The sequence below is a fragment of the Pseudalkalibacillus sp. Hm43 genome, assembly GCF_054170705.1.
Genome location: NZ_CM135129.1, coordinates 1,954,529 through 1,981,523 on the forward strand (window position 1 = coordinate 1,954,529; position 26,995 = coordinate 1,981,523).

At 44.0% G+C, this 26,995-nt stretch carries 32 protein-coding genes and 1 other annotated feature; of the genes, 5 read left to right on the plus strand and 27 right to left on the minus strand.

The genetic code is table 11. The features are described 5' to 3' along the window. Window positions 1–33: 33 nt before the first annotated feature. From ACXQIQ_RS10410 to ACXQIQ_RS10435, 6 genes are all read right to left on the minus strand, one after another. Entirely contained in the window at window positions 34–2,172 is a 2,139-nt protein-coding gene (locus ACXQIQ_RS10410) for a peptidoglycan D,D-transpeptidase FtsI family protein (RefSeq protein ID WP_439302109.1), read from the minus strand. 125 nt (window positions 2,173–2,297) lie between these two features. Next, a complete protein-coding gene (locus tag ACXQIQ_RS10415; protein WP_439302110.1) occupies window positions 2,298–3,434 on the minus strand; it encodes a hypothetical protein in 1,137 nt (378 codons plus the stop codon). Between the two features lie 93 nt (window positions 3,435–3,527). Then, entirely contained in the window at window positions 3,528–4,250 is a 723-nt protein-coding gene (locus ACXQIQ_RS10420; RefSeq protein ID WP_439302111.1) for a M15 family metallopeptidase, read from the minus strand. A gap of 429 nt (window positions 4,251–4,679) precedes the next feature. Then, a complete protein-coding gene (locus tag ACXQIQ_RS10425) occupies window positions 4,680–5,894 on the minus strand; it encodes a D-alanine--D-alanine ligase family protein (protein WP_439302112.1) in 1,215 nt (404 codons plus the stop codon). Between the two features lie 12 nt (window positions 5,895–5,906). Next, window positions 5,907–7,496 (minus strand): Mur ligase family protein, encoded by a 1,590-nt coding sequence (locus tag ACXQIQ_RS10430; RefSeq protein WP_439302113.1) that lies wholly within the window; start codon window positions 7,494–7,496, stop codon window positions 5,907–5,909. Continuing rightward, complete coding sequence (locus ACXQIQ_RS10435; RefSeq protein WP_439302114.1) at window positions 7,489–8,265, minus strand: alpha/beta fold hydrolase; 777 nt, start codon at window positions 8,263–8,265, stop codon at window positions 7,489–7,491. Before ACXQIQ_RS10435 ends, ACXQIQ_RS10430 begins: the two co-directional genes overlap by 8 nt. 584 nt (window positions 8,266–8,849) lie before the next feature. Between ACXQIQ_RS10435 and ACXQIQ_RS10440 the strand changes: the two genes are divergently transcribed. Beyond that, window positions 8,850–9,080 (plus strand): hypothetical protein, encoded by a 231-nt coding sequence (locus ACXQIQ_RS10440; protein WP_439302115.1) that lies wholly within the window; start codon window positions 8,850–8,852, stop codon window positions 9,078–9,080. Here the strand turns inward: ACXQIQ_RS10440 and ACXQIQ_RS10445 are convergent. The 3 genes from ACXQIQ_RS10445 to ACXQIQ_RS10455 all read right to left on the minus strand — a co-directional run bounded on the left by ACXQIQ_RS10445 (window position 9,064) and on the right by ACXQIQ_RS10455 (window position 9,977). Beyond that, window positions 9,064–9,351 (minus strand): hypothetical protein, encoded by a 288-nt coding sequence (locus tag ACXQIQ_RS10445; protein WP_439302116.1) that lies wholly within the window; start codon window positions 9,349–9,351, stop codon window positions 9,064–9,066. The genes ACXQIQ_RS10440 and ACXQIQ_RS10445 overlap by 17 nt on opposite strands. 18 nt (window positions 9,352–9,369) lie before the next feature. Next, window positions 9,370–9,603 (minus strand): helix-turn-helix transcriptional regulator, encoded by a 234-nt coding sequence (locus ACXQIQ_RS10450; protein ID WP_439302117.1) that lies wholly within the window; start codon window positions 9,601–9,603, stop codon window positions 9,370–9,372. A gap of 125 nt (window positions 9,604–9,728) precedes the next feature. Then, entirely contained in the window at window positions 9,729–9,977 is a 249-nt protein-coding gene (locus tag ACXQIQ_RS10455; protein ID WP_439302118.1) for a hypothetical protein, read from the minus strand. 115 nt (window positions 9,978–10,092) lie between these two features. Here ACXQIQ_RS10455 and ACXQIQ_RS10460 point away from each other — a divergent pair, with 115 nt between their 5' ends. Beyond that, entirely contained in the window at window positions 10,093–11,004 is a 912-nt protein-coding gene (locus tag ACXQIQ_RS10460; protein WP_439302119.1) for a helix-turn-helix transcriptional regulator, read from the plus strand. A 70-nt stretch (window positions 11,005–11,074) separates the two neighbouring features. Further along, window positions 11,075–11,326 carry a zinc ribbon domain-containing protein gene (locus tag ACXQIQ_RS10465; RefSeq protein WP_439302120.1) on the plus strand — a complete coding sequence of 84 codons (252 nt, stop codon included), beginning with the start codon at window positions 11,075–11,077 and terminating at the stop codon, window positions 11,324–11,326. A 327-nt stretch (window positions 11,327–11,653) separates the two neighbouring features. On the opposite strand, the gene metG is transcribed toward ACXQIQ_RS10465, so the two are convergent. The 8 genes from metG to ACXQIQ_RS10505 all read right to left on the minus strand — a co-directional run bounded on the left by metG (window position 11,654) and on the right by ACXQIQ_RS10505 (window position 17,444). Further along, entirely contained in the window at window positions 11,654–13,279 is a 1,626-nt protein-coding gene (metG, locus tag ACXQIQ_RS10470; protein WP_439302121.1) for a methionine--tRNA ligase, read from the minus strand. Between the two features lie 50 nt (window positions 13,280–13,329). Next, window positions 13,330–13,606: a binding site (T-box leader), on the minus strand. A gap of 25 nt (window positions 13,607–13,631) precedes the next feature. Then, window positions 13,632–13,877 carry a hypothetical protein gene (locus ACXQIQ_RS10475; protein ID WP_439302122.1) on the minus strand — a complete coding sequence of 82 codons (246 nt, stop codon included), beginning with the start codon at window positions 13,875–13,877 and terminating at the stop codon, window positions 13,632–13,634. Window positions 13,878–13,987: 110 nt separating this feature from the next. Next, on the minus strand, window positions 13,988–14,776 hold the full coding sequence (locus ACXQIQ_RS10480; protein WP_439302123.1) for a carbon-nitrogen hydrolase family protein: 789 nt from the start codon (window positions 14,774–14,776) through the stop codon (window positions 13,988–13,990). Window position 14,777: 1 nt separating this feature from the next. Then, a complete protein-coding gene (locus ACXQIQ_RS10485) occupies window positions 14,778–15,149 on the minus strand; it encodes a DnaJ family domain-containing protein (protein ID WP_439302124.1) in 372 nt (123 codons plus the stop codon). Window positions 15,150–15,255: 106 nt separating this feature from the next. Continuing rightward, on the minus strand, window positions 15,256–15,705 hold the full coding sequence (locus ACXQIQ_RS10490) for a pyridoxamine 5'-phosphate oxidase family protein (protein ID WP_439302125.1): 450 nt from the start codon (window positions 15,703–15,705) through the stop codon (window positions 15,256–15,258). 47 nt (window positions 15,706–15,752) lie between these two features. Further along, window positions 15,753–16,253, minus strand: coding sequence for an LURP-one-related/scramblase family protein (locus tag ACXQIQ_RS10495; RefSeq protein ID WP_439302126.1), 501 nt, complete (start codon window positions 16,251–16,253; stop codon window positions 15,753–15,755). A 51-nt stretch (window positions 16,254–16,304) separates the two neighbouring features. Next, window positions 16,305–17,018 carry a 5-formyltetrahydrofolate cyclo-ligase gene (locus tag ACXQIQ_RS10500; protein WP_439302127.1) on the minus strand — a complete coding sequence of 238 codons (714 nt, stop codon included), beginning with the start codon at window positions 17,016–17,018 and terminating at the stop codon, window positions 16,305–16,307. Window positions 17,019–17,033: 15 nt separating this feature from the next. Further along, window positions 17,034–17,444, minus strand: a complete 411-nt coding sequence (locus tag ACXQIQ_RS10505; RefSeq protein ID WP_439302128.1) for a hypothetical protein — start codon at window positions 17,442–17,444, stop codon at window positions 17,034–17,036. 102 nt (window positions 17,445–17,546) lie between these two features. Here ACXQIQ_RS10505 and ACXQIQ_RS10510 point away from each other — a divergent pair, with 102 nt between their 5' ends. Both ACXQIQ_RS10510 and rarD read left to right on the plus strand, forming a co-directional pair. After that, on the plus strand, window positions 17,547–18,263 hold the full coding sequence (locus ACXQIQ_RS10510) for a YwaF family protein (protein WP_439302129.1): 717 nt from the start codon (window positions 17,547–17,549) through the stop codon (window positions 18,261–18,263). 157 nt (window positions 18,264–18,420) lie between these two features. Next, window positions 18,421–19,380, plus strand: coding sequence for an EamA family transporter RarD (rarD, locus tag ACXQIQ_RS10515; protein WP_439302130.1), 960 nt, complete (start codon window positions 18,421–18,423; stop codon window positions 19,378–19,380). 10 nt (window positions 19,381–19,390) lie between these two features. Here the strand turns inward: rarD and ACXQIQ_RS10520 are convergent, their stop codons facing one another. The 10 genes from ACXQIQ_RS10520 to tenI form a co-directional block, all read right to left on the minus strand. Then, a complete protein-coding gene (locus ACXQIQ_RS10520) occupies window positions 19,391–20,044 on the minus strand; it encodes a hypothetical protein (protein WP_439302131.1) in 654 nt (217 codons plus the stop codon). Between the two features lie 112 nt (window positions 20,045–20,156). After that, on the minus strand, window positions 20,157–21,050 hold the full coding sequence (locus ACXQIQ_RS10525) for a manganese catalase family protein (protein ID WP_439302132.1): 894 nt from the start codon (window positions 21,048–21,050) through the stop codon (window positions 20,157–20,159). Between the two features lie 18 nt (window positions 21,051–21,068). Then, window positions 21,069–21,272: a YuzF family protein gene (locus tag ACXQIQ_RS10530; RefSeq protein ID WP_439302259.1), complete on the minus strand. Its 204-nt coding sequence runs from the start codon at window positions 21,270–21,272 to the stop codon at window positions 21,069–21,071. A 461-nt stretch (window positions 21,273–21,733) separates the two neighbouring features. After that, entirely contained in the window at window positions 21,734–22,390 is a 657-nt protein-coding gene (thiE, locus tag ACXQIQ_RS10535) for a thiamine phosphate synthase (protein ID WP_439302133.1), read from the minus strand. Then, window positions 22,387–23,196: a bifunctional hydroxymethylpyrimidine kinase/phosphomethylpyrimidine kinase gene (gene thiD, locus ACXQIQ_RS10540; RefSeq protein WP_439302260.1), complete on the minus strand. Its 810-nt coding sequence runs from the start codon at window positions 23,194–23,196 to the stop codon at window positions 22,387–22,389. Before thiD ends, thiE begins: the two co-directional genes overlap by 4 nt. Before the next feature lie 18 nt (window positions 23,197–23,214). Beyond that, the gene (locus ACXQIQ_RS10545) at window positions 23,215–24,234 is read right to left on the minus strand and encodes a thiazole biosynthesis adenylyltransferase ThiF (protein ID WP_439302134.1); all 1,020 of its coding nucleotides are present in this window, start codon (window positions 24,232–24,234) and stop codon (window positions 23,215–23,217) included. Then, window positions 24,231–24,998: a thiazole synthase gene (locus ACXQIQ_RS10550; protein ID WP_439302135.1), complete on the minus strand. Its 768-nt coding sequence runs from the start codon at window positions 24,996–24,998 to the stop codon at window positions 24,231–24,233. Before ACXQIQ_RS10550 ends, ACXQIQ_RS10545 begins: the two co-directional genes overlap by 4 nt. A gap of 2 nt (window positions 24,999–25,000) precedes the next feature. After that, window positions 25,001–25,204 (minus strand): sulfur carrier protein ThiS, encoded by a 204-nt coding sequence (thiS, locus tag ACXQIQ_RS10555; protein WP_439302136.1) that lies wholly within the window; start codon window positions 25,202–25,204, stop codon window positions 25,001–25,003. 14 nt (window positions 25,205–25,218) lie between these two features. Further along, window positions 25,219–26,343, minus strand: coding sequence for a glycine oxidase ThiO (gene thiO, locus ACXQIQ_RS10560; protein ID WP_439302137.1), 1,125 nt, complete (start codon window positions 26,341–26,343; stop codon window positions 25,219–25,221). Then, window positions 26,327–26,953, minus strand: a complete 627-nt coding sequence (gene tenI, locus ACXQIQ_RS10565) for a thiazole tautomerase TenI (RefSeq protein ID WP_439302138.1) — start codon at window positions 26,951–26,953, stop codon at window positions 26,327–26,329. Before tenI ends, thiO begins: the two co-directional genes overlap by 17 nt. Between the last annotated feature and the right edge of the window lie 42 nt (window positions 26,954–26,995).

A 26,995-nucleotide genomic window follows, 5' to 3' on the forward strand; every position in this document is an offset into this window, starting at 1 on the left:
GACCGACACCCGATTGGATGCCGATCTCCCCTATTATTGCTCTTCTGTCGTTTCTTCTGTGGTTCCCTCTTCACCTTCGGAAGTTTCTTCTTCAGTACCTTCTTCGCCTTCTGGAACTTCTGGTATAGGACCCTCGTTATAAGCCTTTACGATTTCGTCAACAATTTCAACGTTCACATGTCCGCCGTTAAGACTTGGGACAACAACCGAGAATGCGATTTCTGGGTTATCATATGGTGCATATCCAATGAACGTAAGATTGTAAGCACCAGGACCGACTATCCTTTGTGCAGTCCCTGTTTTGCCTGCAATCATCGTATTTTTCAACTCTCTAGCTGTGCCTCTGGTGCCATGGGTTACGAGGTAAAACCCTTCTTTCACACGATTGATTTCTTCTTCCGAATTATCAATACGGTTAATTACCCTAGTTTCATATTTAGAAACAAGTGGACCGAGATCCTCTTTCCCCGTAGATTGACGTACTTCTTTCAACAGATGCGGTTGTACTCTATATCCACCATTTGCAATTGTTGAAGCGTACTGTGCCATCTGGATTGGGGTATAGGTGTCAAACTGACCAATTGTATAGTTGAACAAATTTCCTGCTTCAGTATCTTCTATATTACCTTCATAGCCCAATGCTTCCTCAGGCAAATCAATCCCTGTTTTTACACCCATTCCAACCGAAGCATAAACATCTCTCAACTTATAAAAGGTATCTTTATACTTTTGTTTTCTATTAACATATGCTGTGTAATATGTGCCGTGATCTACGATATTGAATCCAGCTATACGACCAATTCCAACCCCCATGTATACGTTAGAGGACTGCTCTAATGCTTGTTTATCATTTACTCTTCCTATTCTATTTCCACCGTAAGAATCAAAAGGTTTTCTACCTTTCATTCTTACAGGGTTATCTTTAAGAACAGGTGCATTACCCATTTGATGCATAGCAAGAACAGTTGCACCTTTAACTGTGGATCCCATTTCAAATGCTTTTTGTAGAGTTGCAAAAGAGTCATCCGTGAATTTTCCACCCTTGTATTCCCTACCAACCATTGCAAGAACTTCCCCAGAGTTCGGGTCCATCATCACAACATACGCACTATCTACTGGACCATCACCACGGCTACGTGCAAGAGTAATTTTTTCTTCAAGGATCTTTCCGACTTTCTGTTGTAAGTTCATATCAATTGAGAGTACAAGGTCGTGTCCTCTTGAACCAGGTGATACGACAGGTGCTCCAATGGGTTGACCTGCTTTTGTCGTCGTAAATGTATAGGTCTTATCTTTACCACTCAGAATACCTTCATATTGCTTCTCCAGGTAACTTGTTCCGACTCGATCGTTACGAGCATATCGTCTAAGTAGATAATGGTCCAGCTCTTCAGAAGGGATATCTTTTATATTGCCAAAAAAGAATTCCTTTCCAGCTGGATAGCTACGCTCGGCTGTCGAAGATATTCCGAAACGTCCCTCGAGCTCACCAAGGTGCTCCCCGATGACAGCCATTTCTTTTTCTGTCAGGTCTTTTTTGATGAAGCTGACCTCGAGGTTCGTCGCTTTATCCAACTCCCGTTTGATGGCTAGGATTTCAAGGTTGCGGGTCTTGTCGGTTCCATCCATTTCTTCCCCATAAACCCCTGCATCCTTTAGATCTTCCTCTGTAATCCGATCAAGCACAAGCTTATAAAGGATCTTATCTTTATCCTCATCTTCACCGTATTCTTTGTCTCTTTCCTCTTGCGTAAGCTTTTGCTCATACGCTTCCAGCATGCCGGTTTCTACAATCCAAAAGTCTTCCCGGTCCCGTTCGGTAATTTTATTTAGAGGCATTTCAATCATAGGAGCGATTTTCTCAGCATATTTCATGTGCTCCTCTTGCCCCGTTCCTTGAATCCGAATGTACGTCAAAGCAAAAGAGGGAATGTTGGATACAATCAATCGTCCATTACGGTCAAACATTTTCCCACGCTCGGTTTGGACAGAGGCTTCAATGTTCGTGGTCATTTCAGATTGCGATCTGAAATGCTCCCCATGGACGATTTGGATGAATCCAAGACGGATGATCAACACTGTAAATAGCAAGAAAACAAACAAGAATAGTAGGTTTATCCTTGCTGGCAGAAATCTTTTCCTCTTCCTTTTTTGTTCTTCAATGCTATCCATTAAAATCTCCCCTTTTTTGCTCTAGCTGCTAAAGACCCCTCGTAGAACTTGGTATCTATTCCAATTATTTCATATAAAGGGTACAAAAGAAACTGCTCTTTTGGAGCAGTTTTGAACATTTTTTTTCAATTTTTGAGGATTGCTTCTACTGGTTTGATAGGAGCTCCTTTTTTAACATCGTCCCATACGAACACCACACCTGCACGAGGCAACACCCATTTATCAAGTTCAACCTTAACTGTATCATTAGGCAACGTACTGATGGCTTCTGCATCATCGAAAAAAGGAATAGCAATGACATCTACCTGATCTTGCAAATGTGAAAAGAGGATATCGACTGAATAAGTAGGTTCAGAAATGACTGCAATAAACTTTTTCTGAGATTTCAATTGTGGCATTTGGAACTTGATTTTAAACTTATGTTCACTTCTCTGGTCTTTATGAGGGGCTTTGGGAAGATGAAAATGCAGATAAAATCCTTCAATCTCCTTATCGTTTCGAACGGTATAAGCAATCTCTTCATCGTCCAATTCAAAACGGAAGTTCAACACATCCTTCACAAACATATGCATTTCTTCATTGCTGAAACCCTGGAGAAGATCAATATGATTATCATTCACCCACAAGTTTTCACGGAAAAAGAAATTTTTTCGATCATACAAACCGTCCAATGTCCTTTCCTTATATGAAAAACCTACAGATATGCCGTTGTCTTCCAGATGATCCTGACTCACATTTTTGAAAAAGGATAATTCCTGCTTCACCCAATCATATGCGGCATCATCGATTACAAACCATTCACTTCTCAGCGGAACATGATTTGTGTAGGATATGTAATACTTAAAATTGCGTCTGAAGCTATACTGATTGTTAAGGTAGGGTTCAATCATCGTACTGTATAGCATGTCACCCTCGGTCTTTCCAAGTAACGACTCTGTCGTGTTTTTGATGAACTGTTTTTTCGTATCATCTGAAAATCGACCAATCAGTTCTTGTTTGAAAACGAGCGCTTCTGTAATTCTGTCAGATACTTCTCGGTTATGATATGTCTTCGTGAAATGATCATAGAGGATATTGAATAATACGAGTGGAATCATTACTCCGATTAAAGAATTAATGACAGATATGTATAAAGAGTCCCAGGTGAATGTTTTCATGAAGATGTTTAAGAAGATGGCAATGATTAATAGCAGACACATGGAAATGAAGAATAAAAGACTAATATTTTTGTACGATTTCCGGTATTCATTTTCATCAAACATGGTTGAATCCCCCTACACACATTTCATTCTACATCCTATATTTTACAACTTTTTTCGTTGTTCGGATAGATGGAGATATAGGGGGAGATTTTCTCAAATTTCTAATTTTACTAATCCGTACTTCGCAGCTGGTTCTTTCCGTTGTTTGGCCCACCATTGGTTTCCATGATCGAAATGCCACCACTCTGCTGAGTAATTCGTAAACCCGGAGGTTGTCATGATATGGTGAAGAAGCCTACGGTTCTGAAGGTATGTTTCTTCCTCTTCACTTAACGTTTCTTGCTTCTTCTTTTCTTCGTAATATCTCGTGTATGCATGTTCACCAAAATCATCGAAGTCCGTTCCCATCGGTAAAACTGAACCATTGTTGTCAACAATCGTGATGTCAACAGATCCTCCAGTGAAGTGAGGAGATGGCGCTTTTTCATCATCTGTTGGATAAGAGACGAATTGACGGGCGCCTTCATGAAGACGTTCCTCTGACCATTCTGGATAATCATTTGTCAACTTATCCAAATAAGAATCGTAAAGCTGTTTCTGAACCGAAAACGGTCGCCATCCGTCCCAAACCATCAGCTTGAATCCATTTGGAAGTTTACGTGCTGCTTCTACCAGTTGGATCGCCACCTCTCGACGGACGTAACAATCATTCAATGCACCTGGAATCCCTAGCTCATGATACTTAGGATTTACAATCAATAAGCCATGTTCGATACTTTGGATCGACACCAATTCTTCTTTGTTCTCATGAATCGGTACCTGTCTCCAATCCTCAATCGGATGGACATGCGGTAATGGGTAATCGTTTCGGTTCATCAGAAAGCCTCCATTCTTTTAATCTAAAAACTAAGATGATGTACAATCAGTACAGTATTCGAGGTTTGCCAAAGGAATCTGTTCGTGAAACCAGATAATGGTACTCTGATTTAAATCATCACTTATGAGTGACGTTCTTAAAAACTTCCATACGTAGCAGGCAAAATCCTTTTTTGGCCGAAAAGCGCAAGCCCCTTGTCTAGCACATGGATGTGCTGACTTCGACGTTATCACAGGAAGTGATGTGTTTAGTCGAAGATTCCCTTTCATTGGAAGTCCAACGAGGAGGCTGTTGCCGCCGCAGTAGGACTGAAGTGAACCAAGAGTCTTGGCGCTGAGCTAGACACCACACCATCGCATCCAAACATTTATACCTTCTTTTCTACTAAAAAAAGGGAGTGACCATACAGTGGTCCTCCCTTTCATAATTTATGAATTGGATCCTAATTTGCTTTTCGAACCGCCTTTAGCGCCACCGCTATGCATCGCGAATAGGTTCGTATCGACAGAGAACGTCAGAGATTCCCGTTCACGCTCACGCTTCAACGCAACTTGAATCATATCAGACGTCAATTCTTTGAACGACTTTCCAGTCGGTTCCCATAGGTAAAAGGAAAGCGATCCAGGAATCGTATTGATCTCATTGACGAATACTTGCTCAGTATTTTTATCAATCAAGAAGTCGATTCGAGACACACCTGCGCAACCGAGGGTTTGGAATGTGTCTTTCGCCAGCTTCTGCACTTCTGCTGTCTTTTCATCAGACATCTCAGCAGGGATCTTACGGTTCGTGCTTTCCATTCCTTTGGATGAACCGCCGCCTTTTGAACTTCCTCCGCTTTGGTACTTATCCTGATAAGTGAGGATATCTGTGCTGCTCAACACTTCTTCACATACGGAACTTTCCGCTTCTTCATAGTCACCGAGTACGGAACAGTTGACCTCTTTCAAGTTGGTCACCATTTTCTCGACGACGATTTTTTTCGCGAATTCAGTTGCAAGCTCAACAGCTTCCTCTAGCTCTTCACGGTTTGTCGCTTTACTGATTCCGACACTGGAACCGAGATTCGCAGGTTTGACGATGACTGGATAATTCAGTTCACTCTCGATTTTCTCGATAAGTGCATCTTGATCGTTCAACCAGTTTGAGGAATAGAACCAATGGTAGTCAAGGATTGGCAATCCAGAGTCACGCAGGATTTGCTTCATCATGACCTTATCCATCCCGACTGCGGATGAGAATACGTCACATCCGACATACGGAAGGCCATGCAATTCGAAATAACCTTGTAAAATGCCATCTTCCCCATAGGTTCCGTGAATGACCGGGAAAGCAACGTCGATCTCAGAGATGAGCTTTTTACCGAACATACCTGTTGTGTGACGGTGGATGACCGGACGGCCTTGGTCGTTGGTCGTGATGATGATCCGCTCGCACTGCTTGAGCAGGCTATCTATGTTCTTATAATTCTCGATTTCTAATAAAGCTTCACCGGTATACCAGTTTTTATTTTTAGCAATATAGATCGGAATCGGTTCGTACTGGTCCCGATCGATTGCATTGATTGCTTGTAAGGCTGATATGACAGATACTTCGTGTTCTACAGATACGCCTCCAAAAAAGACGCCAACTTTTACCTTCATCTATTCCAACCCCTATTCGTTAAATGTATCTGGAAGGTCGTTTTCTATGAGTACAATCGTGTTTTCTTTCGCGATTTCATTCATTTTCGCAATCGCATCATCCAGATTTTGCGCCACATAATATTGACTCTCTGGATATTGTTCTTCCTTCAACCCATCTTGCAATGGTACCGTCTGCTTTTTACCGACAAGGATGACGAAATCACAGACACCTGCAGCATGCTGACCGAGCTTCTTGTTCAAGTTATACTCTTCTTCACCCAGCTCGATCATTCCTGGTGTAATGAGGACTTTATAGCCTTCCATTTGTCCAAGGACTTCGAGTGCCATTTTCGATCCGACCGGGTTCGAGTTGAACGCATCGTCGATGATCGTGATGTTCGCTGAATGTTTCTTGATTTCCATACGGTGCTCGACCGGCTGGATCTTTTTCGATGCAACAGAAATCTTCTTATCTGGCACGCCTAGTTCAGAAGCAGCTGCTACCGCTGATAGGATGTTGTAGACGTTATGTTCGCCAAGAAGCTTCGTCTGAATTTCAATTCGGGTCCCGTCCTTTTTCACAACGTCAAAGGAAGTACCTTTATTCGATACTCGGATGTTCTCCGCCTTATAATCGAGGTCATCCGCATAGATTCCGTAAAAGACGATACGCGCGTTGCTTTTCGGGCCTCTAGACATGATGTTTTGATCATCTTTATTCAAGAAACCGACGCCATCATCCGGGAGGCTGTCGATCAACTCGTATTTCGTCTTCTTAATGTTATCAAGTGTTTTGAACGTTTCTAAATGCTGTTCCCCGATCGCCGTCAGAATTCCGTACTTTTGGTGAACGAGGTCACAGATTTCCTGGATGTCATTCTCCTGCTTCGCACCCATCTCCGCTATGAAAAATCGGTGGAACGGACGAAGCATGTTCCGGACCGTGATCGTCACACCTAGCTTCGTATTATAGCTTTCAGGAGTCATCAACGTATTGGCATGGGAAGAAAGAATCGTATGCAGGATGTGCTTTACGCTCGTTTTCCCGTAGCTTCCAGTAATCCCGATGACTTCTGTGTTTTTGGACTCGTTGATGATGCGTTCCGCGTCATCGAAATAGCCTTGAGCGATCTTTTTCTCAATCGGCATGTTGATGGTGTTCGCTAGTAAAATTACATAATAGGAAACAATCGTCAGCACCACATATGTGAGCAACAGTGGGACGAGTGCTACGTTATAAATCAGTTCGAAATAGAAGCTCAAGCCTGCGATCAATGCGACGACAATCGCTGTCGTGACCATAAGCCTTTTGACACGGGCTGTAACGACCAGCTTCTTCTTCTCTTTTCCGGTCTCTCGAGTAAGATATAAGACCAAATAAAGGGCAATAAACAATAGAATCGCAACGTTATCCAAAAAGTTCACGAATGCAATTAGTGCAGTGATGATCGGAATGAAGTCACGCTTTTTGAAGACTTTCTTGCGGTTTTCCTTCATCCATCTCAAAAACCGCTCATTGCGATACGAGTTCTGTTGCAACATATGGATGGCTCTTCTCAACCTTGACCAAGTGTACAGGGCCCAGAAAATGACCCCGATCATAAATAAAAGACTAAGCATCTTTCCACTCCTTATCTTTTTCAAGGAAGTTATCGATAATAACGAGGAATTCGTTCAATTTTTCTAAGTATGAATAGTGTCCGACGCCTTTCAGTACGACAAGTCCCGCATTCGGGATCGCTTTTTCCATGATCCTTGCGTCTTCCACTGGGGTTGCTGTATCGTTTTCACCCCAGATGAGCAGTGTCGGAGCCTGGATGTCTGGCATGAACCGTTGCAAGTCTTCGTTCACGACCTTGACCATCGTCTGTTGCATGACACCAGACGCATTCTTGTAGTCAGCAGAACCGACCTTGCCTTTCACTTTCGTCAGGATTTCTTCTTTATGTTTTTTCAAGCCTGGCAGGTCCAGGACTTTCTTGAGTGTTTTGTAAGTATACACCTTATAGTAGTATTTCATTGATCGCTTCGGCTTAACACCCGCTGCATCCACCAGAATGATCTTATGGACAGGATGGTGCGCTGCATAACGAATGGACACTCTTCCGCCAAAAGAATGTCCAACGAGGATTGGATCTTCGATGTTCAACTGAGTGATGAACTCGCGCAGCATGTTCGTGTACGCTTCTACATCCCATGCTTCCGGTGGCTCCTGGCTTTCTCCGAACCCAGGAAAGTCGATGGAATACACTTTGAAATGCTTCTCGAGGTTATTGTGAACAGGCTCAAAACTTTTCAGGCTCGTGCCCCAACCGTGCAGGAGTAAAATGCTTCTCCCTTCGCCTGATACACGGTAGTTGACGTTAACTCCCCTGATCTCTATATTCATCTATAAAAACGCTCCTTAAAAAATCATCTACTGTTAATCATATACTTTATTTATATTATCATACCTGATGCTTTCTAGGACATCTACTGACGCGATTTTTCGCCTCTATCCCAATATATTTCAATAGCCTAAAATCGGTACAATAAAACCACTTCGTTCAATTCATTCTATACTGTTCGTAATGAGCGGCTGTTTTAAGGAGTTCTTTTGGGGTATTTCTGTTGGATTGGGGGGCCGGGAGTGCTATCTTGCCGTGGTAACAGCGTTTCTTCTGTTTTTGGGAAGGATAACTGCTCTATCCTTCCCGAAATCAGCTCTCTTTTCGTTTTGGGGAAGGTTAACTGCTCTATCCTTCCCGAAATCAACGCTCCTTTCGTTTTAGGGAAGGATAACTGCTCTATCCTTCCCGAAATCAGCGCTCTTTCCGTTTTGGGGAAGGATAACTGCTCTATCCTTCCCGAAATCAGCGATCTTTCCATTTTGGGGAAGGATTGACCAGCTGAACTCCATTTTATCTTAGGTAATTAACATTTTTGCAGGAGCAAGCTATAATAATAACAACCACAAATTAAGGAGTGATTGAAATGGGTAGAAGTAACGCTTATAAAAAGCGGCGGAAGCTCGAGCGTGAAGGTCGCCGTAATCCAGCGAAAAATCGTAGTGATTATGCATTCATGGATCTTCAAACCAGAACAACGAAAACGAAGAAAGACAAATTGTTTCAGCACAAACATAAAGGCCGATTATCTGACCGGAACTTCGATCATGATAACGGCCTTTTTATTTTACCTTTATACCTTAGAATTGTTTTTTAAATCTAAAGATTAAGAAAGCGTGAACCGTGGCCAATAGTCCATATACGATGGCCAAGACTTGAATCAGTTGTTCCACTGATAATGAAATCATCGCTTCTACAATAACTGTTGCCACAAAACCAACGGTGACAAGGATATATGTATAGATACTTGCTTTCCCCATTATGAGTTGCCCTCTTTCGTCTTTCCCTTCTGTTGCAACAAAGCTCCCAACATAGAAAACAGAGAAAGCTAACATAATCGTCGTAATTGTACTAAGAATAGAAATCATATTTACCCCCTGATAGATTTAAGCATTCTCATCTTCTTGATCTTGGTGGTAAGTGAATAGTTCTGTGATGTCAGTGTCAAGAACACGAGCAAGTTCAAACGCTAAGATTAGTGATGGATTGTAGCGGTTCGCTTCCAATGAAGAAATGGTTTGTCTACTTACCCCAACCTTCTTGGCCAGATCCCCTTGAGACCATTTCCGTTCAGCACGAAAAACATGTAACCGATTTTCAAGACTGCCTTTCTTTTTCATATTCACCCCTCATTTCTTAACTTAAGCTTATTGTAATGTATTTTTACCTAAATGTCAAAAATATATTACATTTAGTAAAAAATATTTTACCTTTAAATGCAAAATTAAAACAGCCTTAGGCTGCTTTAACTGTTTCCATTCGTACTAGAGGAATGACTTGACCACAAAGAGACTGCTAGAATGAAGATTGCAATCACCATGACGATTGCTGAGTATCGTGTAATGTTGAAGAAGAAATCACTATAAGAAACAATCTCTGTGACATAATCATTCGGTCCTTCCTCATACCTGTGTTCTCTTGGAAAAAAGATGAGAAAACCTATAAACGAGATGATAAAACTATAGATCCCCGTTTTTACCAACAACTTCTCCATTTCGAAACGTCTCCCCCTTGTACACTGCTAATCTGAATATATCTCATTTTCAATATTATGGAAACGGTAACTTTTGATACAATGTGTGTAGTTGAACATTCGGAGTGTGGTTTTTATGAAAACAGAACGCTTACTCGCCATTGTCATCAAACTCTTGAACAGGAAAAAGATGACGGCTAAAGAACTGGCGGATTATTTTGAAGTTTCCGTTCGAACGATTCAAAGGGATATGGAAGCAATTGAACTTGCAGGAATCCCGGTTGTTTCGGAAAAAGGGCTGAATGGCGGTTATTCCATATTAGAAAACTATAAAATTCATAATAGCTACTTCAACGACGTCGAGCACCAACTTCTCATGACGGCATTGGATGGAGTCTATAAAACCTATGACGACAAAAACTTGAAGAACATCATCGAGAAACTCTCTTCCATTAAAATGCACCAATCGGCCCCTGAAAGCCAATCTCTTATTCTTGATTTCAGTGATTGGGGACCAGAATCTAAAAGGCAAGAAAAAGTGAGATCAATTCAAAAAGCCATTGATACCCAGAAGGTTGTGCAATTTAGATATATAGATATTAACGGCAATTCCTCCACACGCGTGGTAGAACCGGTCTCCCTCATTTTGAAAGTTAATAAGTGGTATTTATACGCTTTCTGTACTCTTCGAGAGGATTATCGCTTGTTCAAAATCGGAAGAATGGATGACGTTCAGATTACAGAAAAGAGGATCGATCCAAGCAGAGAAGTCCCACCGTTCGACTTTACACATGATGATAGGGAAAGAGTACGCCTACGGCTTAAATTCCAAAAACAAGCCTTAAATCAGTTGGAAGATTATTTCGAACTTGATGGTCTGGAATTTCATGAAGATGGATGCATCTATGTCACGGAGTATTTTCCTGAAGATGAATGGGTTTATGGCATGATTCTACACTTTGGAAACCAGGTGGAAGTGCTTGAACCAGAGCATATCCGATCCATCATCAAAGAGCGCGCTGAAAAAATTTTAGAAAAGTATATATAATTACGACATAATGGTGTCGTATTACCCTCTTTATAATGAGCTTAGATCTTATTAATAGGAGGAATTATAAATGAATCAACCAGTATGCCAGAGTTGTGCAATGCCAATGGAAGAAGAAAAGATGTTGGGAACAAACCAGGACGGCTCTAAGAATGAAGAATACTGCGTGTATTGCTATGAAAATGGAGCATTTACTTCGAATGTCACCATGAATGAAATGGTCAATATTTGCGTGCCTCACCTAGTGGAAGAAGGCATGAAGGAAGCCGAAGCTCGTAAAACGATGGAAGACATTTTACCTAAGCTGAAGAGATGGGCCTAATCATGAAAAAGCGGAACCTTCATCATGGAGGTTCCGCCTTTCTTTATGCGCTCTCTTCGTTTTTGCTATCGCTTTTACGATTTTCTATTTTCTCTTGATAGAAATAGAGCGAAACACAAGTAACCACAATCAACATAACAATTCCGGAGTATCTCGTTATTTGATAGAGTGGCTCTTGGTAACCTCGGCCAAGTGGTAAAGGAAAAGCAGCCATGAGAATGAAGAAACAAATAATAAAGCTATAAATGCCAGACTTCACAATGATCTTTTCGATTTTATTCTCCTCCTTTTACATACGGTAAAATGTCTTGAAACCTTCAACCTACCTCAGCTCCCTAACTTGCTTTTCTCCTCCTCAATCCTCTTAATATCAATTCTCTCAAACAGGGGTGATACCTTTTTCAAATGCTTTTGATTAATTTCATTATATGTCCATCCGTTGTGCTTCAAATCCAGAACATCCCTGATTTCTGCTGTTGAGAACGGCAAGAATGGTGATAACAACGTAGAGAGGTTCGCAATGATCTGTACACACGTATTCATCGTCACTTTACAGTTTTCAGGGTCTTCTTTGTATTGAATCCATGGCTGGCGTTCGTCAAAATACTTATTACTCGTTCGGACCAATTCAAATATCGTCTCCAACGCTTTTTTGAATTGTCCCTTTTCAATTAGTTCTCCAACTGTGGCATATACCTTCTTTACCTCTGAGAGAATGTGCTCTTCTGGCTTCGCATCCGGTATCTTACCTTCAAAAGACTTTTCAATGAATTTCAAAGTCCGGTTCACGAAGTTTCCATAAGCCCCGAGCAATTCACTGTTATGACTGTAGATGAACTCACGCCATGAAAAGTCCGCATCCCGTTGTTCAGGACCATTGATGGTCAAGAAATAACGGATGGAATCCGGGTGATCATTCTCCAAAAGATCCGGCACCCAAACAGCCCAATTGCGACTTGTTGAGAGCTTTCTCTTTTCAACAGTTAGATATTCACTGGATATGATATGATCTGGAAGTTGTAAACCACCCAATCCAGACAAAATCGCTGGCCAAATGATCGAGTGGAACGGAATGTTGTCCTTGCCATGAACGTAGTAGGCTTTTGTTTCTTCCTTCCAGAAGTCCTGCCAATCCCGATTTTGATCAGCTGCCCACTTTTTACTTGCTGTTAAATAACCACTTACAGCTTCAATCCACACATAGATTTTCTTAGCCTCAAAACCTTCAACCGGAACCGGTACTCCCAGCTCAATGTCTCGGGTTGCCGCTCTGTCCCGCAACCCTTCTGACAGATATCGCTGTGTAAGATGGTACGCATTTGTCCGCCACCGATCTTCCTTTTCAGCCTCAGACAAGTACCTTTCAAGTTCAGATTGAAAATTCTTCAACGCAAAATAATAATGCTCCGTTTCTTTTACCACAGGCGTGTTGCCGCAAAGCTTACAGACTGGATCAACCAAATCCACCGGGTCAAGGATTGTAGAGCAGTTATCGCATTGATCGCCTCGCGCGTTGCTACCACACACAGGACAAACGCCTTCCACATAACGGTCAGGCAAAAATTGCTGATCTGTTTCACAATAGCTCTGAGCCACCGTTTTGACGTAGCAATGACCTTTTTCGACTAAGGTTGTAAAAATCTCCTGCACCTCTTGATGGTGAAAAGGATGATCCGTGCGGAAGTAATGGTCATAAGTAAAGCCAAGTTCGTTGAAGCATTTCAGGAATTCATTGTGATAACGATCGGTAATGACTTGCGGCTCAACCCCTTCCTGTTTTGCTCTTATCGCGATCGGCGTACCGTTACAGTCACTTCCAGAAACATAAAGGACTTCTTCCCCTTTCAACCGGTAGTATCTGGCTAAAATATCACCCGGTAACAAACTCGCAAGATGACCTAAATGGAGCGAACCATTCGCATATGGCCAAGCTCCTCCAATAAATACACTCATTCTAATTCCTCCTTATATAAACTAAAAAATCCTCGTCCTCAGACGTTTAGTCTAAGGACGAGGATCAACTCGTGGTACCACCTTAATTCGCTGAACGTTCACACGATCAGCCTCATGAAGTACGAAGTGATGCAATCATTGCACACTCTTATACTCTGACATTGTTAACGGATGCCAACTCCCGTCACACATTACTAATGATTAGAATCACGTTCAAAGTGAAGTTCAGAGGCCATTTTCGGTCAAAAGGTCGTTCGCTTCTTTTCAGCATACAGAAGCTCTCTGTCAGAACACCTGGAGACTTACTTTCCTCGTCATAACTTTTGCAAAAGGTTTATAGAGTTATTATAGTCTAACACATACATTTCTGACATGGAATTTCATCAAAGGTCGGTTGGGTTGAATTCCAATACTGGACCCAGTAATAGCTGCCGTTCGTTCCCTTGTTCGTGATGACTTTTTGTACAAAGCTTTCTTCTTTCATCCAATTGCACCTCACCGAGTGCACCTTATTCGAATCATGATCCAAGACAATAAAGTACCCCGTGCCTTGTCGCTTGATGTGTTGGAAATCATTTAAGTGTTTGACAAGCCTCATTCTCGTCACCACCTAACAATGGATTTACAAGCTATTACCCACTAGTATTCCCTATTCATGTCGAAATTCCTTTATTTTTATTGTAAAACATAAGTATTTTCTTAAGTTTATTATACATTTAGTCGATTTATTTCTTTTATTTGAAGGAGATCTGTCCGAGTCTGATCAATATACCAGTTGGACACAGTTGATAAATCCACTTTTACACGCTTCATGATCGTTTCTTCAGAGACGATTTCTTCTAATACAGAGCCTTTTGGCGAGATCGCGATGGTAGGACATCCTTGTTTCGGATGTGCGACGTTTGAACCGAAGATGTATCTTTGATTTTCAGCAGCTCGACTGATCAAGTGACTTTTCCAAACTGGAAGATGATCTTCAGAAATCACGTTTGTGAGATATATCATACATTGCGCGCCTCTCATGCTCAGTAACTTCCACTGCTCTGGAAAACGAATTTCCCTGCATAATTGGATGCCGAAACGAACGATGCCCTCATTCGTTTTCATTTCAAATACAGGTAATCGGTCACCAGCAGTAAACGTCCCTCTTTCATGGATTGCGAGATTCACTTTGTGGTAAGCTTCCCTATTTCCTTGTGGGGATAAGTAGATCCCAGCATTGTACCACTTGCCCTCTTCATATAAGCAGCTTCCGAATATGAGGTGGATTTTTTTCTTTTTTACATATTCAGAAAGTTGGTTGATACACGCTTGTAATTCATGTACATCTAGATTCTCTAAAAAACCTAAATCATCATCATATCCGGACAGTGCTCCTTCTGGTAAAACGAGCACTTCATCTTCGTCCAACTGATCCATCAGTTTTACAATATGATTCAGATTCGCTTTCATGTCAAAGCTTAAAGGAAATTGTCCGATCCATACGGTAAGATTCATCTTAATACAACTTTCTGTAAATTTTGTTTTGATATTGACTGAAGGCTGATGATTGGTTGATTTTCCGCTTTTCCATGAGGTTGTTGAAACGGATGATCTTTTCATTCAAACGTTTGTTTAACTCTGCCCGCTCTTTTTCATCTTTACAACATGCAATCAGTTCTTCGAGTGTGACCATTTCCTTTTTCAATTGGACTTCAGGGGGGACAAATCCTGAATTCTTCAAGATTTTATAGCCGATGCGCAATTCATCCGGTACGCCCGCTAGATCGTCTTTCGGTAACGGTTTACCTTTACCAGGTAAATTGTCGAAATCCCCTTTTCGGAGTGCCGCACGAATTTTCTCTTCTGCAATGCCAGCCGAAAAATCCATATCATCACCTCATTCGAATGGTTATGTTCATTTTACCAGAAAATGACTCCTGATTTGTGACAGAAAATAAAAAAGTGCTGAACCTGAATGGCTCAACACCTACTTCCTATACTTCTAATACTTGTGGGGTTTTCGATCCGCTGTTCATCAGTCGGAACAGGGTCGGCTTGATCTCGAGCACGATATAGTCCGGGTCGTTCGGTCCGTCGAACCATCTTTCCATGCTATCTGACCAAAGTTTATCTTTAATAGCCGAATCATCTCGGATTTCAGCTGTCCCTTCGATCTCCACATACGCATCGCCAAGGCCATCTCCATTATACCCAAGCAAGATGTGTACGTTCGGATTATCGTCGATTTCTTCGGTTTTATGTGTGTCTTTATCGGTCGGTGTATACAGCGTCAAGCCTTCGTTATAAAACGTCATGTAGCGTGAGTGTGGCTTGTCGTTTTTTACAGTCGCAAGTGTACCGAATTTACTGTCTTCCAATACATTGAGCACTTTTTCTTTGAGATCTTTCTCTGTCACGTTAACATCAGCTCCTTTTATGAACATCCGTTAGTAATATACCTTTCCGGAGCTGAAATTAAACAAGGTTACAATTAGGTAGCGGCAGCCGCATTCGATTTGATGATCATCGTAATGCCCATCACCATGGCTATGAGTTCTTCATTGGAGAGATTATTTGACCGGTTCGTACGCTTGTAAGCATCTGATTGGAAAATCCCGCTTGTTTTTACAAAGTGGGCAACTTCTTGTTCGTTTACGTCTAACACGCTGTATTCTTTAGAGAAACTTTCTGAAATGATCGTGTAAATTCCTCGCCCGTATGCTTCGTACTCATATTTTTTTGTAAAAAACGTAAACCGCTGACGCAGCAATCCAATTTCAGTATTAGTTGCATCACTTATGGTCCATTTGCCAGAAAAAAAGCGGAAGCGCCCTTCCGTAAATAAATTCCCGGAAAGATCCATTACGCGGAGGCTTGAGGAAAACGAACTTTTTAGATCAAGCTTTCCAATTTCATTCTGATTTTCATCATAAATACTTGTTAGTCCAGCAGAAAAAAAGTTGTCCGAAAAATATAGGGTACTCGTTTCCATCCTTCTCACCTCTTACCTATTTTACGGATCACTCTGATAATAGTTTCAAATCTAAGAATGAGTCAGCTTATAGATTTCCTCGAGCACCGGCATTTCTTCTCGTTGTTCATCTGTCACTTGATCCCAGAGGATTCCGGTCGGTTTTTCATAGTCGTTTTCAGTTCGGATCAGTTCCTTCTCTGTCGCAATGTAATCGACAGTCAAGTCATAGGCGTCGCGTGGCAAGTCATCGTCTACAAGCTGGGTTGAGTGGATCGACGTAATGACAGCTACCTCCGGATTCCCGAGCTCTCGAATGATCGCATATTCCCGATCAGCATAGCCTTCTCCTTTTCCAAGCCGTCGTCCGTCTCGATGGATAGCGACAGAGCCGACTACGATCAGATCGATTGGCGGCATTTCTGATAATGGGATGACTTTTCCATAGGAGTTGATATGACTGAGGCTTGCGGCTTTCTTCTCTTCGCCGTCCGGGACCCACTCCGGTTTTACCATAATAAAGCCATCTTTCAGCCTTGGAGTCGGAACGAGCAACGTCTTTCCGTCGATTAAAATCTGTTTGCGAAGCGGAATCTGAGGAGAATCTGGATTCACCTTGATAACGTTTGCGTCTTTATAAATATCCATCGCTGTGATGAAGGCTGCTGCTTTTTCAGCCCCTTTAAAGTTCGGGATGCGTCCTTTCAATGGAAAAGGGAATCGGCCGACTTTCTCTTCGGTCATCCGCTCCCATACACTTTCTCTGATTTCTTGTTTTGAACTCACTGTAAAACCTCCTTCTTACGGTCGATAGCCAAATCCGAGACCGAAAATCATTGCAAAGTATAAGAACAAGACGAGTACGATGAGCAAGGTGATGATACTGAGAAGTCTTGACCAGAATCCCTTCCCATAATAGAACCATTTGTAAAAGATGTATGTAACGAGCGCTGCGGTCGGTATGAAATAAAAGTACGATAACTGTTCGACCCATTCTGTATTCTTATCCCAGTAGATGTCCGGCACAGGCGTTGTGTGGTATTGATCTTTGATCGCTTCTCTTCCCCAGATGAAGACCACCGACAGTATGATATAATACGCGGAAATGATTCCTTTTGCATAAATGTTGAAGATCTTCAATGCGAGTACCGGCACCAAGATCAGCACGAGCAAAAGATAGATGGCTGTATACTCCCCTAAAAACCAAAGCACAAAATCCCCCCTTGAAAATTCTCTTTACCTTTATTGAAAAATATGGAAACATTATATCAAACATTGTTCTCGAAAGCATGTCGGATACAGAGGAGCATAAGGATGAACGACCTATTCCACCCGGAACGTTATAAAGATTTCACATTGTTTTCAACCGAACATCTCTTGATGATCGGGTTGCTGTTTGTCGTCGGACTTGTGTTGGTGTTTTCGAGGGACGCCATTCGTAAGCGCCCGACGGTACAGCAGTATATTCGTTGGGGGTTTTTCACCATTCTCCTTGTCGGCAATGTCGGTTATCAGGCATGGAGTATTTGGCATGCGGTTTGGGATGCACGCATCAACCTTCCATTCCAGCTTTGCTCGATCAGTTCGCTGGTGGTGCTATTTTTCCTACTGAAACCGACAGAATCCCGGTTTCAGATCGTCTATTTCATCGCCTTGATTCCGCCATCTTTAGCCGTTTTGACGCCCGATTTGTTGTATGGAAGTCCGCATTATCGCTTTTTTCAATTCTTTATTTTTCACATTACGCTTGTGGCGACCGTCCTCTATTATTTGATCGTTGACAAATATGAGCCGAGGTTCGTTTCAGTGTTGAAGGCTTTCGTTTTTATCAATATCCTGGCGGTCCCACTCGGATTCTTGAACAACTACCTCGGTTCGAATTATTTGTTCCTCGAAGGACCTCCGGCAGCCGATACGTTGCTAAGCTTGTTTGGAAGTGGATACTGGTATTTGATTAATCTGGAGATCGTGATGCTGCTCACGTTTTTCCTGACCTATCTCCCTTTCTACTTGAAGCGGAAATTCCTTTGACCAACTGAAGACTTTCCGATTGTCTTTTAAGCGAATTGGGACTAAAATTGAAATAATTCCGTGCCAGGCACCGAATATAAACCCTTGATATATCAGCGTTTATAAACGGTGCCTGGTACACGTATGGCATTTTCATCAAGAATCGAGGTCCTGAAAGATGACGGAGAATCAAAGAAAAGAGCAGGTTGCCGGGGTGGCGGCTGGCGCTGGGGCTTACATACTGTGGGGGTTCTTACCGCTCTATTGGAAGCTGATCAACCATGTGCCTTCTGAAGAAATCCTTGCCCACCGGATGATCTGGTCTTTCGTTTTCATGCTGATTGTCTTGATGTTTTTACGTCGGATCAAAAAGTTCGTCACTGAACTGAAAGAACTGATCGCAAACAAGAAAAAGCTGGTCGGCTTACTTTTCGCAGCTATCTTCATTACAATCAACTGGTACACATATATCTGGGCGGTGAACAACAACCACGTCGTTGAAGCGAGCCTCGGTTATTACATTAATCCGCTCGTGAGTGTGTTGTTAGGGATCGTTTTCCTTAAGGAACGTCTGTCGTTCTGGCAAATCATTTCGTTCACCTTTGCGGCAATCGGGGTATCGATTCTGACGTTCAACTTTGGGTCCATCCCGTGGGTTGCAATTTCGCTCGCGGTGAGCTTCGGACTATACGGACTCTTGAAAAAGTTGACTGCGCTCGGTGCTTTGACCGGTCTGACGATCGAGACGATGTTCATCACTCCAGTCGCCTTGCTGTACGTCAGCTTCTTAGTAAATGACGGTACGAATTCATTCGTTTTGTCGGAACCCATGACTGCTTCGCTTTTATTCGGGGCAGGGGTCGCAACAGCGATTCCTTTGCTGTTGTTTGCGACCGGGGCAAACCGAGTGTCTCTGTCCATGATCGGATTTTTGCAATACATCGCGCCGACAATCATGCTCGTTCTCGGGATATTCCTATATAACGAAACATTCTCCCAGATACACATGATTTCATTCATCTTCATCTGGATTGCGTTGGCGATCTTCACATTGTCCAACACACGTTTGCTCGCCCGATTCGAGCCGAGGATGACGAAAGAGAAAAGCTATAAAAAACCGGACACCCACGCAGGGTGATCCGGTTTTGTTATTGCCGATCGAAATCTGTTGTTAAAAATTCTGCTCGAAACAGATAAAAGTGATCGTAATCGGCGATGGCTTCCTTTAACTCTTCCTCCTCTAATGAGAGCAAGTCTGCACGAACCTCTAATGAGTCTCCGGCTGTTTCAATCAGGAATGCCAGGTTCACCGGTTGGTCTTTCTGGACTTCCATCTTTTGATCCTGTTGGCCCCACGAGCTCGAGCTTGGGGACTTTGCACTTTCTATATACTGTTCTGCTCTTGAGTATCCATTCTCATCTGAATAAGTGAAGTACACTCGTTTCAGGTTCTGATTTGCTTGTTCCACTGAAGGATTCGCAATCGTAAAGGCAATCCGTTTATTCTTCACTTCCTGCGTGATGCCAGCACCGAATTCACCTTCATTATCTACTTTTACACCTGACTTATAGTGCTCGACGAATAAGTTCATGCGCTTGATAGGCTGTTTGTTCAAATCAACATCGAACACAAAAACCATATCTCCACCGATAGCATTCAATAAATTCTTATTTTCATCACTCAACTGAGCTGGTTGTATCGTAATGTTCTTTTTAGATGTTACGACTTCTTTTACAGGTGAACAAGACGCTAAGATGGATATCACAAATAGGATTACGATGATATGTATGAACCGCTTCAATCTGACTCCCCCTTATCTTCTATTATGATAACAGATATTGGTAAATGGATGGGTCTATTCATATCCGATAAAAACGAAAAAACAGTAGGATTGCACCTACTGTTTTCCTATTTTACAAATCACGAAGCAGTCTTTTCATGATCTGTTCGTAGTGGTCTTTCGTGATGCCTGGTGCGAACTCTTCTGGAAGTCCATTAAGGTCCGGGATCTTCGCGCCTTGTGGAGCGCCTTCTACAACTCGGAGCGGTTGCCCGTTTTCCGGATTCGTTCCTTTCCAGATCTGTCGGATGCCTTGATATTCCCCCGCATCACTCCATGTGTAAAGGACATTTGCCAACCCGCGTTCTTCAAATTTTCTTGCGTAGTCGAATTTCGTATTAGAAAGGTTCGGGACCGGAAGCATCTTCGTCAAATCCGTTCCTGTCGCGATATATATGGCTTTTGCATAAGCGAGGATATGTGTCCCTCCTCGGACAAGTAAGTATCCGATCATTTCTCTTGCAGTCGGATGATCGGTCATCTCGTAAACACGCATCTTATGGGTACGCGCTCCTACCTCCAGGAAAAAGTTATGAATCAAGTCGACGACCAGGTTCCCACTATTAAACACGTAATCTCCCCGCCAGGAGTTCCCCATCGCATCTGCGCCGAGAGCTGTTTGGGCAGTTGCGATAAACTGATCGGCGTTGCGGGCATCGAGCCCATTTTGAAGCGGTGTCAGGTCAGGTGGTGCCGGGAATGAACTTCCTTTTGTCAGTAGATTGATAGAGGTCGAAACGAGTTCAACATGACCGAACTCTTCCGCAGTAATGCTTGCGACTAGATCGTAGAACGGTTTCAGCTTCTTTTTCTCCCGGAAATTGAACGACTGGAACATGTAATTGTTGAGCGTCGACATTTCCCCAAACCGTCCACCGAGCAAGGCTTGAACAGCTGCCGCTGCGTTCGCATCGCCATGTTCCGGAATAGGGAGCTCAATCAACTGCTGGTTGATTCGTTTAAACATGGTCGGCCTCCCCTTGTGTTAGTTTGGAAAAACCCAAACAATCTGCTGAATGCGGACGAAGAACATGGAACTGTTGATCTGAAGGACAATATGGTCCGGCTGCACATCGCAAAGCTTCCCTCTGAGGGAACCTCTCGTCGTTTCCACCGTCAACATCTTCCCGATCACCGTCTGAAGTGTCTGGTATACATAAGGATCCACTAAACTGAAAAGCTGAGGCATCCGTTCATCCACTCTGCACCTCTCCTTTCGCATAAAAATCCCACTATACTAGCGTACGCATCGGGAGGGTTGTCATAGTCTTGCAGAATGGGGCGTACTCTCAGATTGGTGCGTACCAGGTACCGTTCTGAAGTGCGCGTGTAGCAAGGGGTTTGGAACGGTGCCAGGCACTGTCACGAGTTGGTACCTGGCACTGACTCCTTTGGTTTTAGAAAAAAGCTTCGAGGTTTTAGAAAAATGCGTCGGAGTTTTAGAAAAATGGTGCGCTGTTTTAGAAAAAAGCGACTCCGTCTTGTAAAAACAGCGCTCGGTCTTAGAAATCGGGACTTTACTCCTAGCCCCCAACCACTTCTAATAAAGAAGCTGCCGGACCCGGCAGCTTTCATTATGGATAAAAAAAGAACTGCAACCGATGGTTCCCCGTCGGCACAGTTCTTTCTAGGAGTTTACTCATGAATGCTTTATTGTATGTTTGGTACAAGTTTGTTTAGAACTACACAAAATTGTTTTGCCGCATCAAGAGGTGATTCAGCTCCGCTGATGCCTGATATGACAGCAACTCCGTCTGCTCCTGCTTCCATCACTTCATGAGCGTTGCTCGCCTGGATGCCACCGATTCCAACGAGCGGTACCTCATGACCTGCTTCACGAATTGATTGAATGACCACAGGTCCTCGAACCTCTTCGATGTCGTCTTTCGTTTTCGTCATGAACATCGGACCGACGCCGATATAGTCTGCGCCAGCACGGACCGCGGCTTCCGCTTCCTCTACGTTATGCGTGGAAACGCCCAAAAGCTTGTCTCCGATCAGCCGGCGCACTTCTTCAACCGAACCATCTTCCTGACCGATATGAACACCGTCGGCATCCACGTCCAGTGCCAGCTCCACATCATCGTTTACGATGAACGGAACACCACTCGCGTGACAGATCGCCTTCAAATCAAGCGCAAGCTCACGTTTTGCATCACCAGCCAAGCATCCATTCCCTTTTTCTCGGAATTGAAAGAAGGTGACACCCCCGTCAATGGCTTCCTTCAACACGTTACGAGGATCACGCCCATTACAATTCGCGCTCCCCATTACAAAATACAGTCGCAAAGCTTCCTTCAGGTTCATTGAATCGAGACTCCACTCATCCGGAACGCCCAATGGTTCGTCGGTCCGTGACCCGCACCGATCTGTAGCTGTTCATCAATCGCTGCGGAGATAAATTTCTTCGCCACACGGATTGCATCATGGACCGTTCGCCCTTTTGCTAGTTCCGCTGTAATCGCCGCTGCGAACGTACAACCCGTTCCGTGCGTGTTTTTCGTAGGCTTCCGGATGCTCTTGAATTCGTGGAACGCTTCTCCATCGTACAAGAGGTCGATCACATGCTTGTCATCCGTTGAGTGCCCGCCTTTAATGACGACATTCACTGCGCCCATCGCTTTCAATTTTTCCGCTGCCACTTTCCGGTCTTCCATCGTTTCAATCGTGATTCCGGTCAACGCTTCCGCTTCAGGAATGTTCGGCGTCACCACATAGGCAAGCGGCATCAATTTCGTCTTCACCGCTTCTACCGCTTCCTCTTTTAAAAGGGAAGCACCACCTTTCGCGATCATGACGGGATCGACCACGAGCTTCATCCAAGAATTCTTCTCCACGACCTCAGCGACTTTCTCGATGATTTCACTGCTGAACAGCATGCCGGTCTTGATCGCATCGGGCTGTAAGTCTGTCGCAATAGAGTACAATTGCTCTCCAACTGCCTCCACCGTCATCGGATAGACGGCTTGGACACCGAGCGTGTTTTGCGCAGTGACCGCCGTAATGACGGACATTCCGTACACTTCGAGCTCTTGAAACGTTTTCAAATCCGCCTGGATTCCGGCCCCGCCACCGCTATCTGAGCCGGCGATCGTCAATGCTTTACTAATCATCATGAACCTCCACCTCTGTTAGCCTAAATATCGATGGTACAACGACTTCGCTTCCGCTATGTCCTTCGTTCCGTGAATGAGTGCGCGTCCATCTTTAAACAACACGATCCGTTGCTCTCCTTTTGAAAAAGAGAGGAGAAACGGGTTTTGCTCAATCGTGCCACCTTGCGCAGACAGCCTTTCTGCCACTTCATCCAGATTCCGCTCCTGACGTTCCGGCGGTCGGATCTGTACAGAGTCCCGTCCGCACAACACAGCGGTTTTCGTTTGATTTTCATAAGACAAGTGAGGATACGTCGGTTCTGCTCCGCAAGATAAGCAGTTGTCCTTTTTCGCCTTCGACACGTTGATGGCCGTCTGCTGATTGCTCCATAGATCGAATGAGACTAACTTCTTCCGTAAAGCGTCCCAATCCTCCACTAAAATTTTCAGCGCTTCTGCCGTCTGATAGGCGACGACCATTTGCACAGTCGGACTGATGATACCCGCCGTGTCGCACGTCAAACCGCCAAGCGGCACACTTTCCAACAAGCAGTTCAGGCAAGGAGTCTCCCCAGGTATGACGGTAAAACTGATACCATAACTGCTCACACAAGCGCCGTAAATCCATGGAACTTCGTATTTCTGAGAAATGTCGTTGATCATCATTCGTGTGTCAAAATTGTCTGTGGCATCAAGAATCAAGTCCACGCCATCCACGAGCTGCTCCAATTCCTGAGGTGTCGCATCTAAAATGTGCGCTTCAATCTCCACATCCGAATTGATTTCGCTCAACCGATTTTGCGCCGCCACAGCCTTCGGAATGCGTGCATCCGCATCTTTTTCCGTATACAATTGTTGGCGCTGGAGATTGCTCCACTCGACATAGTCCCGGTCGACAATCGTCAGTTTCCCTACACCTGCTCGTACAAGCGCTTCCGCGTTCCCAGTACCGAGCGCTCCAGCCCCGATGATGAGTACGTGCTTCTGTTTGATCTTTTGTTGTCCTTCTTCCCCTATCGGTGTGAATAGGGTTTGTCGTGAATAACGGTCGCTCAACCTATGCTCATTCCTTCCATAGGGCTGCTCGCTGTTGCGTAACGCTTCTTCGGGATCCGACCTGCTTCATAACCGAGACGACCTGCCTCAATCGACAATTTCATCGCTTCGGCCATTTTCACTGGATCTTCTGCTGCAGAAACGGCCGTATTCAACAACACACCGTCTGCACCAAGTTCCATCGCTAATGCGGCGTCAGATGGTGAACCGATACCAGCATCGACGATCACAGGTACATTCGATTGCTCGATGATAAACCTCAAGTTAAGCGGGTTGATGATCCCTTGCCCTGATCCGATTGGAGATGCACCTGGCATGATCGCATGTGCGCCAAGCTCTTCTAGCTTTCTAGCCAGGACGACATCATCGGACGTATAAGGCAGAACCGTGAATCCTTCCTTCAACAGCTCTTCGGTCGCTTTCAAAGTTTCGACCGGATCCGGCAACAACGTCTTGTCACAGCCAATGACTTCTACTTTCACCATATCACAAAGTCCGGAAGCTTTTGCGAGTTTCGCGTGACGGACGGCTTCTTCGGCTGTTTTCGCACCGGCTGTATTCGGCAGCAATGAATATCTTTCCAAATCCAGCTTTTCTAAAAAGTTCGGCTGACTCGGCTCGAATATGTTCATACGCCGAACCGTGAACGTCAAAATCTCTGTACCTGACACTTCCACTGCCTGTTTTTGTACATCGAAATTCGGGTACTTCCCTGTCCCTAATAACAATCTTGAGTTAAATGTAAAATCACCAATTTTCAACATGATCAACCGCCTCCTACGAATTGTACGATTTCAATTTTATCTCCATCCTGCACTTTCGTTTCCGGATGGCTCTGTTTTTCCAAAATGTCTTCATTATGCTCAATCATAACGACGCGTTCTCCGAGCTGGAAATGCTCGATCAAGTCGGACACGTGTTCAATGGAGTCCGGTACAGTGACCGACTCTCCGTTAATGTGTAGCAACATGTGTATCACTCCCTTTATACGTTGAGGGTTGTTCTATCAATTTGAAAAGCCGATGCCCATTCAGGTTTCATCGCAATTCCTTCTATAACATCTGCCATAATCGCTCCCGTGATCGCGGAAAGCAAGATGCCGTCACGGTAATGGCCGGTTGCGATATAGAGACCTTTTTCAGTCGGATGTGCTCCGAGATATGGGAGGCTATCCCCCGTTTGTGGACGAATGCCTGCCCAGGATCTCTCCCATTCGGCATCTTTCAACTCAGGTAAAATCGCTTTCGCTCGCTCCATCAAAGTGGAGATTCCTTCGATTGTTACAGCCTCATCAAAAGTACCTGCCTTTTCCGTTGCCCCTACAATCAGGCGGTTGCCTGGTTTTGGCACAATGTAGCATCCGTTTGCCGAAATCGTCCCTTTAACAAGTCGACGTTTACTCTTCACCGAGAAGACTTCTCCTTTTACTGGATAGGTATCGATTGTGACGCCTGCTCCACTCAATAACTTTCCACTCCAAGCCCCACCAGCGACGATGACATGTTCGGCACGATACTCACCAAACATGGTCTCCACTCCTACAATACGGTTCTGCTCCTTAACAAATATGTGTACTTCTGTGTGTTCAAGGATTTGCGCACCCAACGCAACTGCAGATGTTGCATAAGCTGTCGTCAGTGAAGATGCCGTCACTTGACCGTCATTCGGAATGAACATCGCGCCGAAATTCGTCAAGTTGAGCGCTGGCTCTAAGAGTCGAAGTTCCGACGGGGGAATCCATTCTGCTTCTTCTCCCATGTCCTTCTGAGCTTGAACCAGTCTTTTGAACTCCACCGCTTCTTCCTCAGATGTCGCCACCTTATAAAAGCCGTTCTGCTGCAGCTCAATATCCATTCCACTCAGTTCTTTCAATTCTTCTGCAAGCTCTGGGAACATCGCTCTACTTGCTTTGGCGAGTTGGAAAAACGGTGTGTCCTTTTCAATTCCAGCTTGAGCACCTAGCATGCCCGCTGCTGCGCTCGATGCTTTCGCTGCGATTTGCCCGCGTTCAAGCACAAGTACTTTTTTACCACGTTTCGATAAGTTGTACGCAATGGAACTTCCAATTACACCAGCTCCAACAATAATCGCATCATAATGTGTTTGCATGCTGCACCTCCTCGATCCGTTTCCGATACTTTTTCACTTCGGCTACTGGATCTTCAGCCTGTAGAATGCCTGACATGACCGCAACGCCACTCACTCCCGCCTCGATGACTTCCCCGACGTTATCAGGCGAGATTCCGCCGATGGCAATGACGGGAATCGTCACCTGGTTAATCAGTTGTTTTAACTGGGAAACTCCTCTCGGATAAAGATCCGGCTTCGAGGTCGTCGCAAAAATATGCCCGAAAAGGACGTAATCAGCGCCTTGCTGCTCAGCCACAAGCGCTTCTTCTATGCTGTGCACGGATTTTCCAACCAGCATATTCGGGAACGTTCGCTTAACTTCTGGAACGCCTAGGCTGTGAAAGGCTAGCTGAACACCTCTCGTTTCCAAGACTGCCGCCACATCCACTCGATCATTGATAATAAGCTTCTCAGTTGGCACTCCTTTTTCAACAAGAAGACTTACGCATTCAGCGATTTCACCTGCAGTTCTCGCCTTTTCCCGGATATGGATGAAGTCGACGTAGACATGGATAGAACTTGCAATCTCTGAAAATGTCTCTAACGTCTGCGTTCCTGTGGAAACGACATGAATCGTTGGGTTAACCATGCGCCTCCCACCTTTCTTTTTTAAATAACAAAAAGGACCACC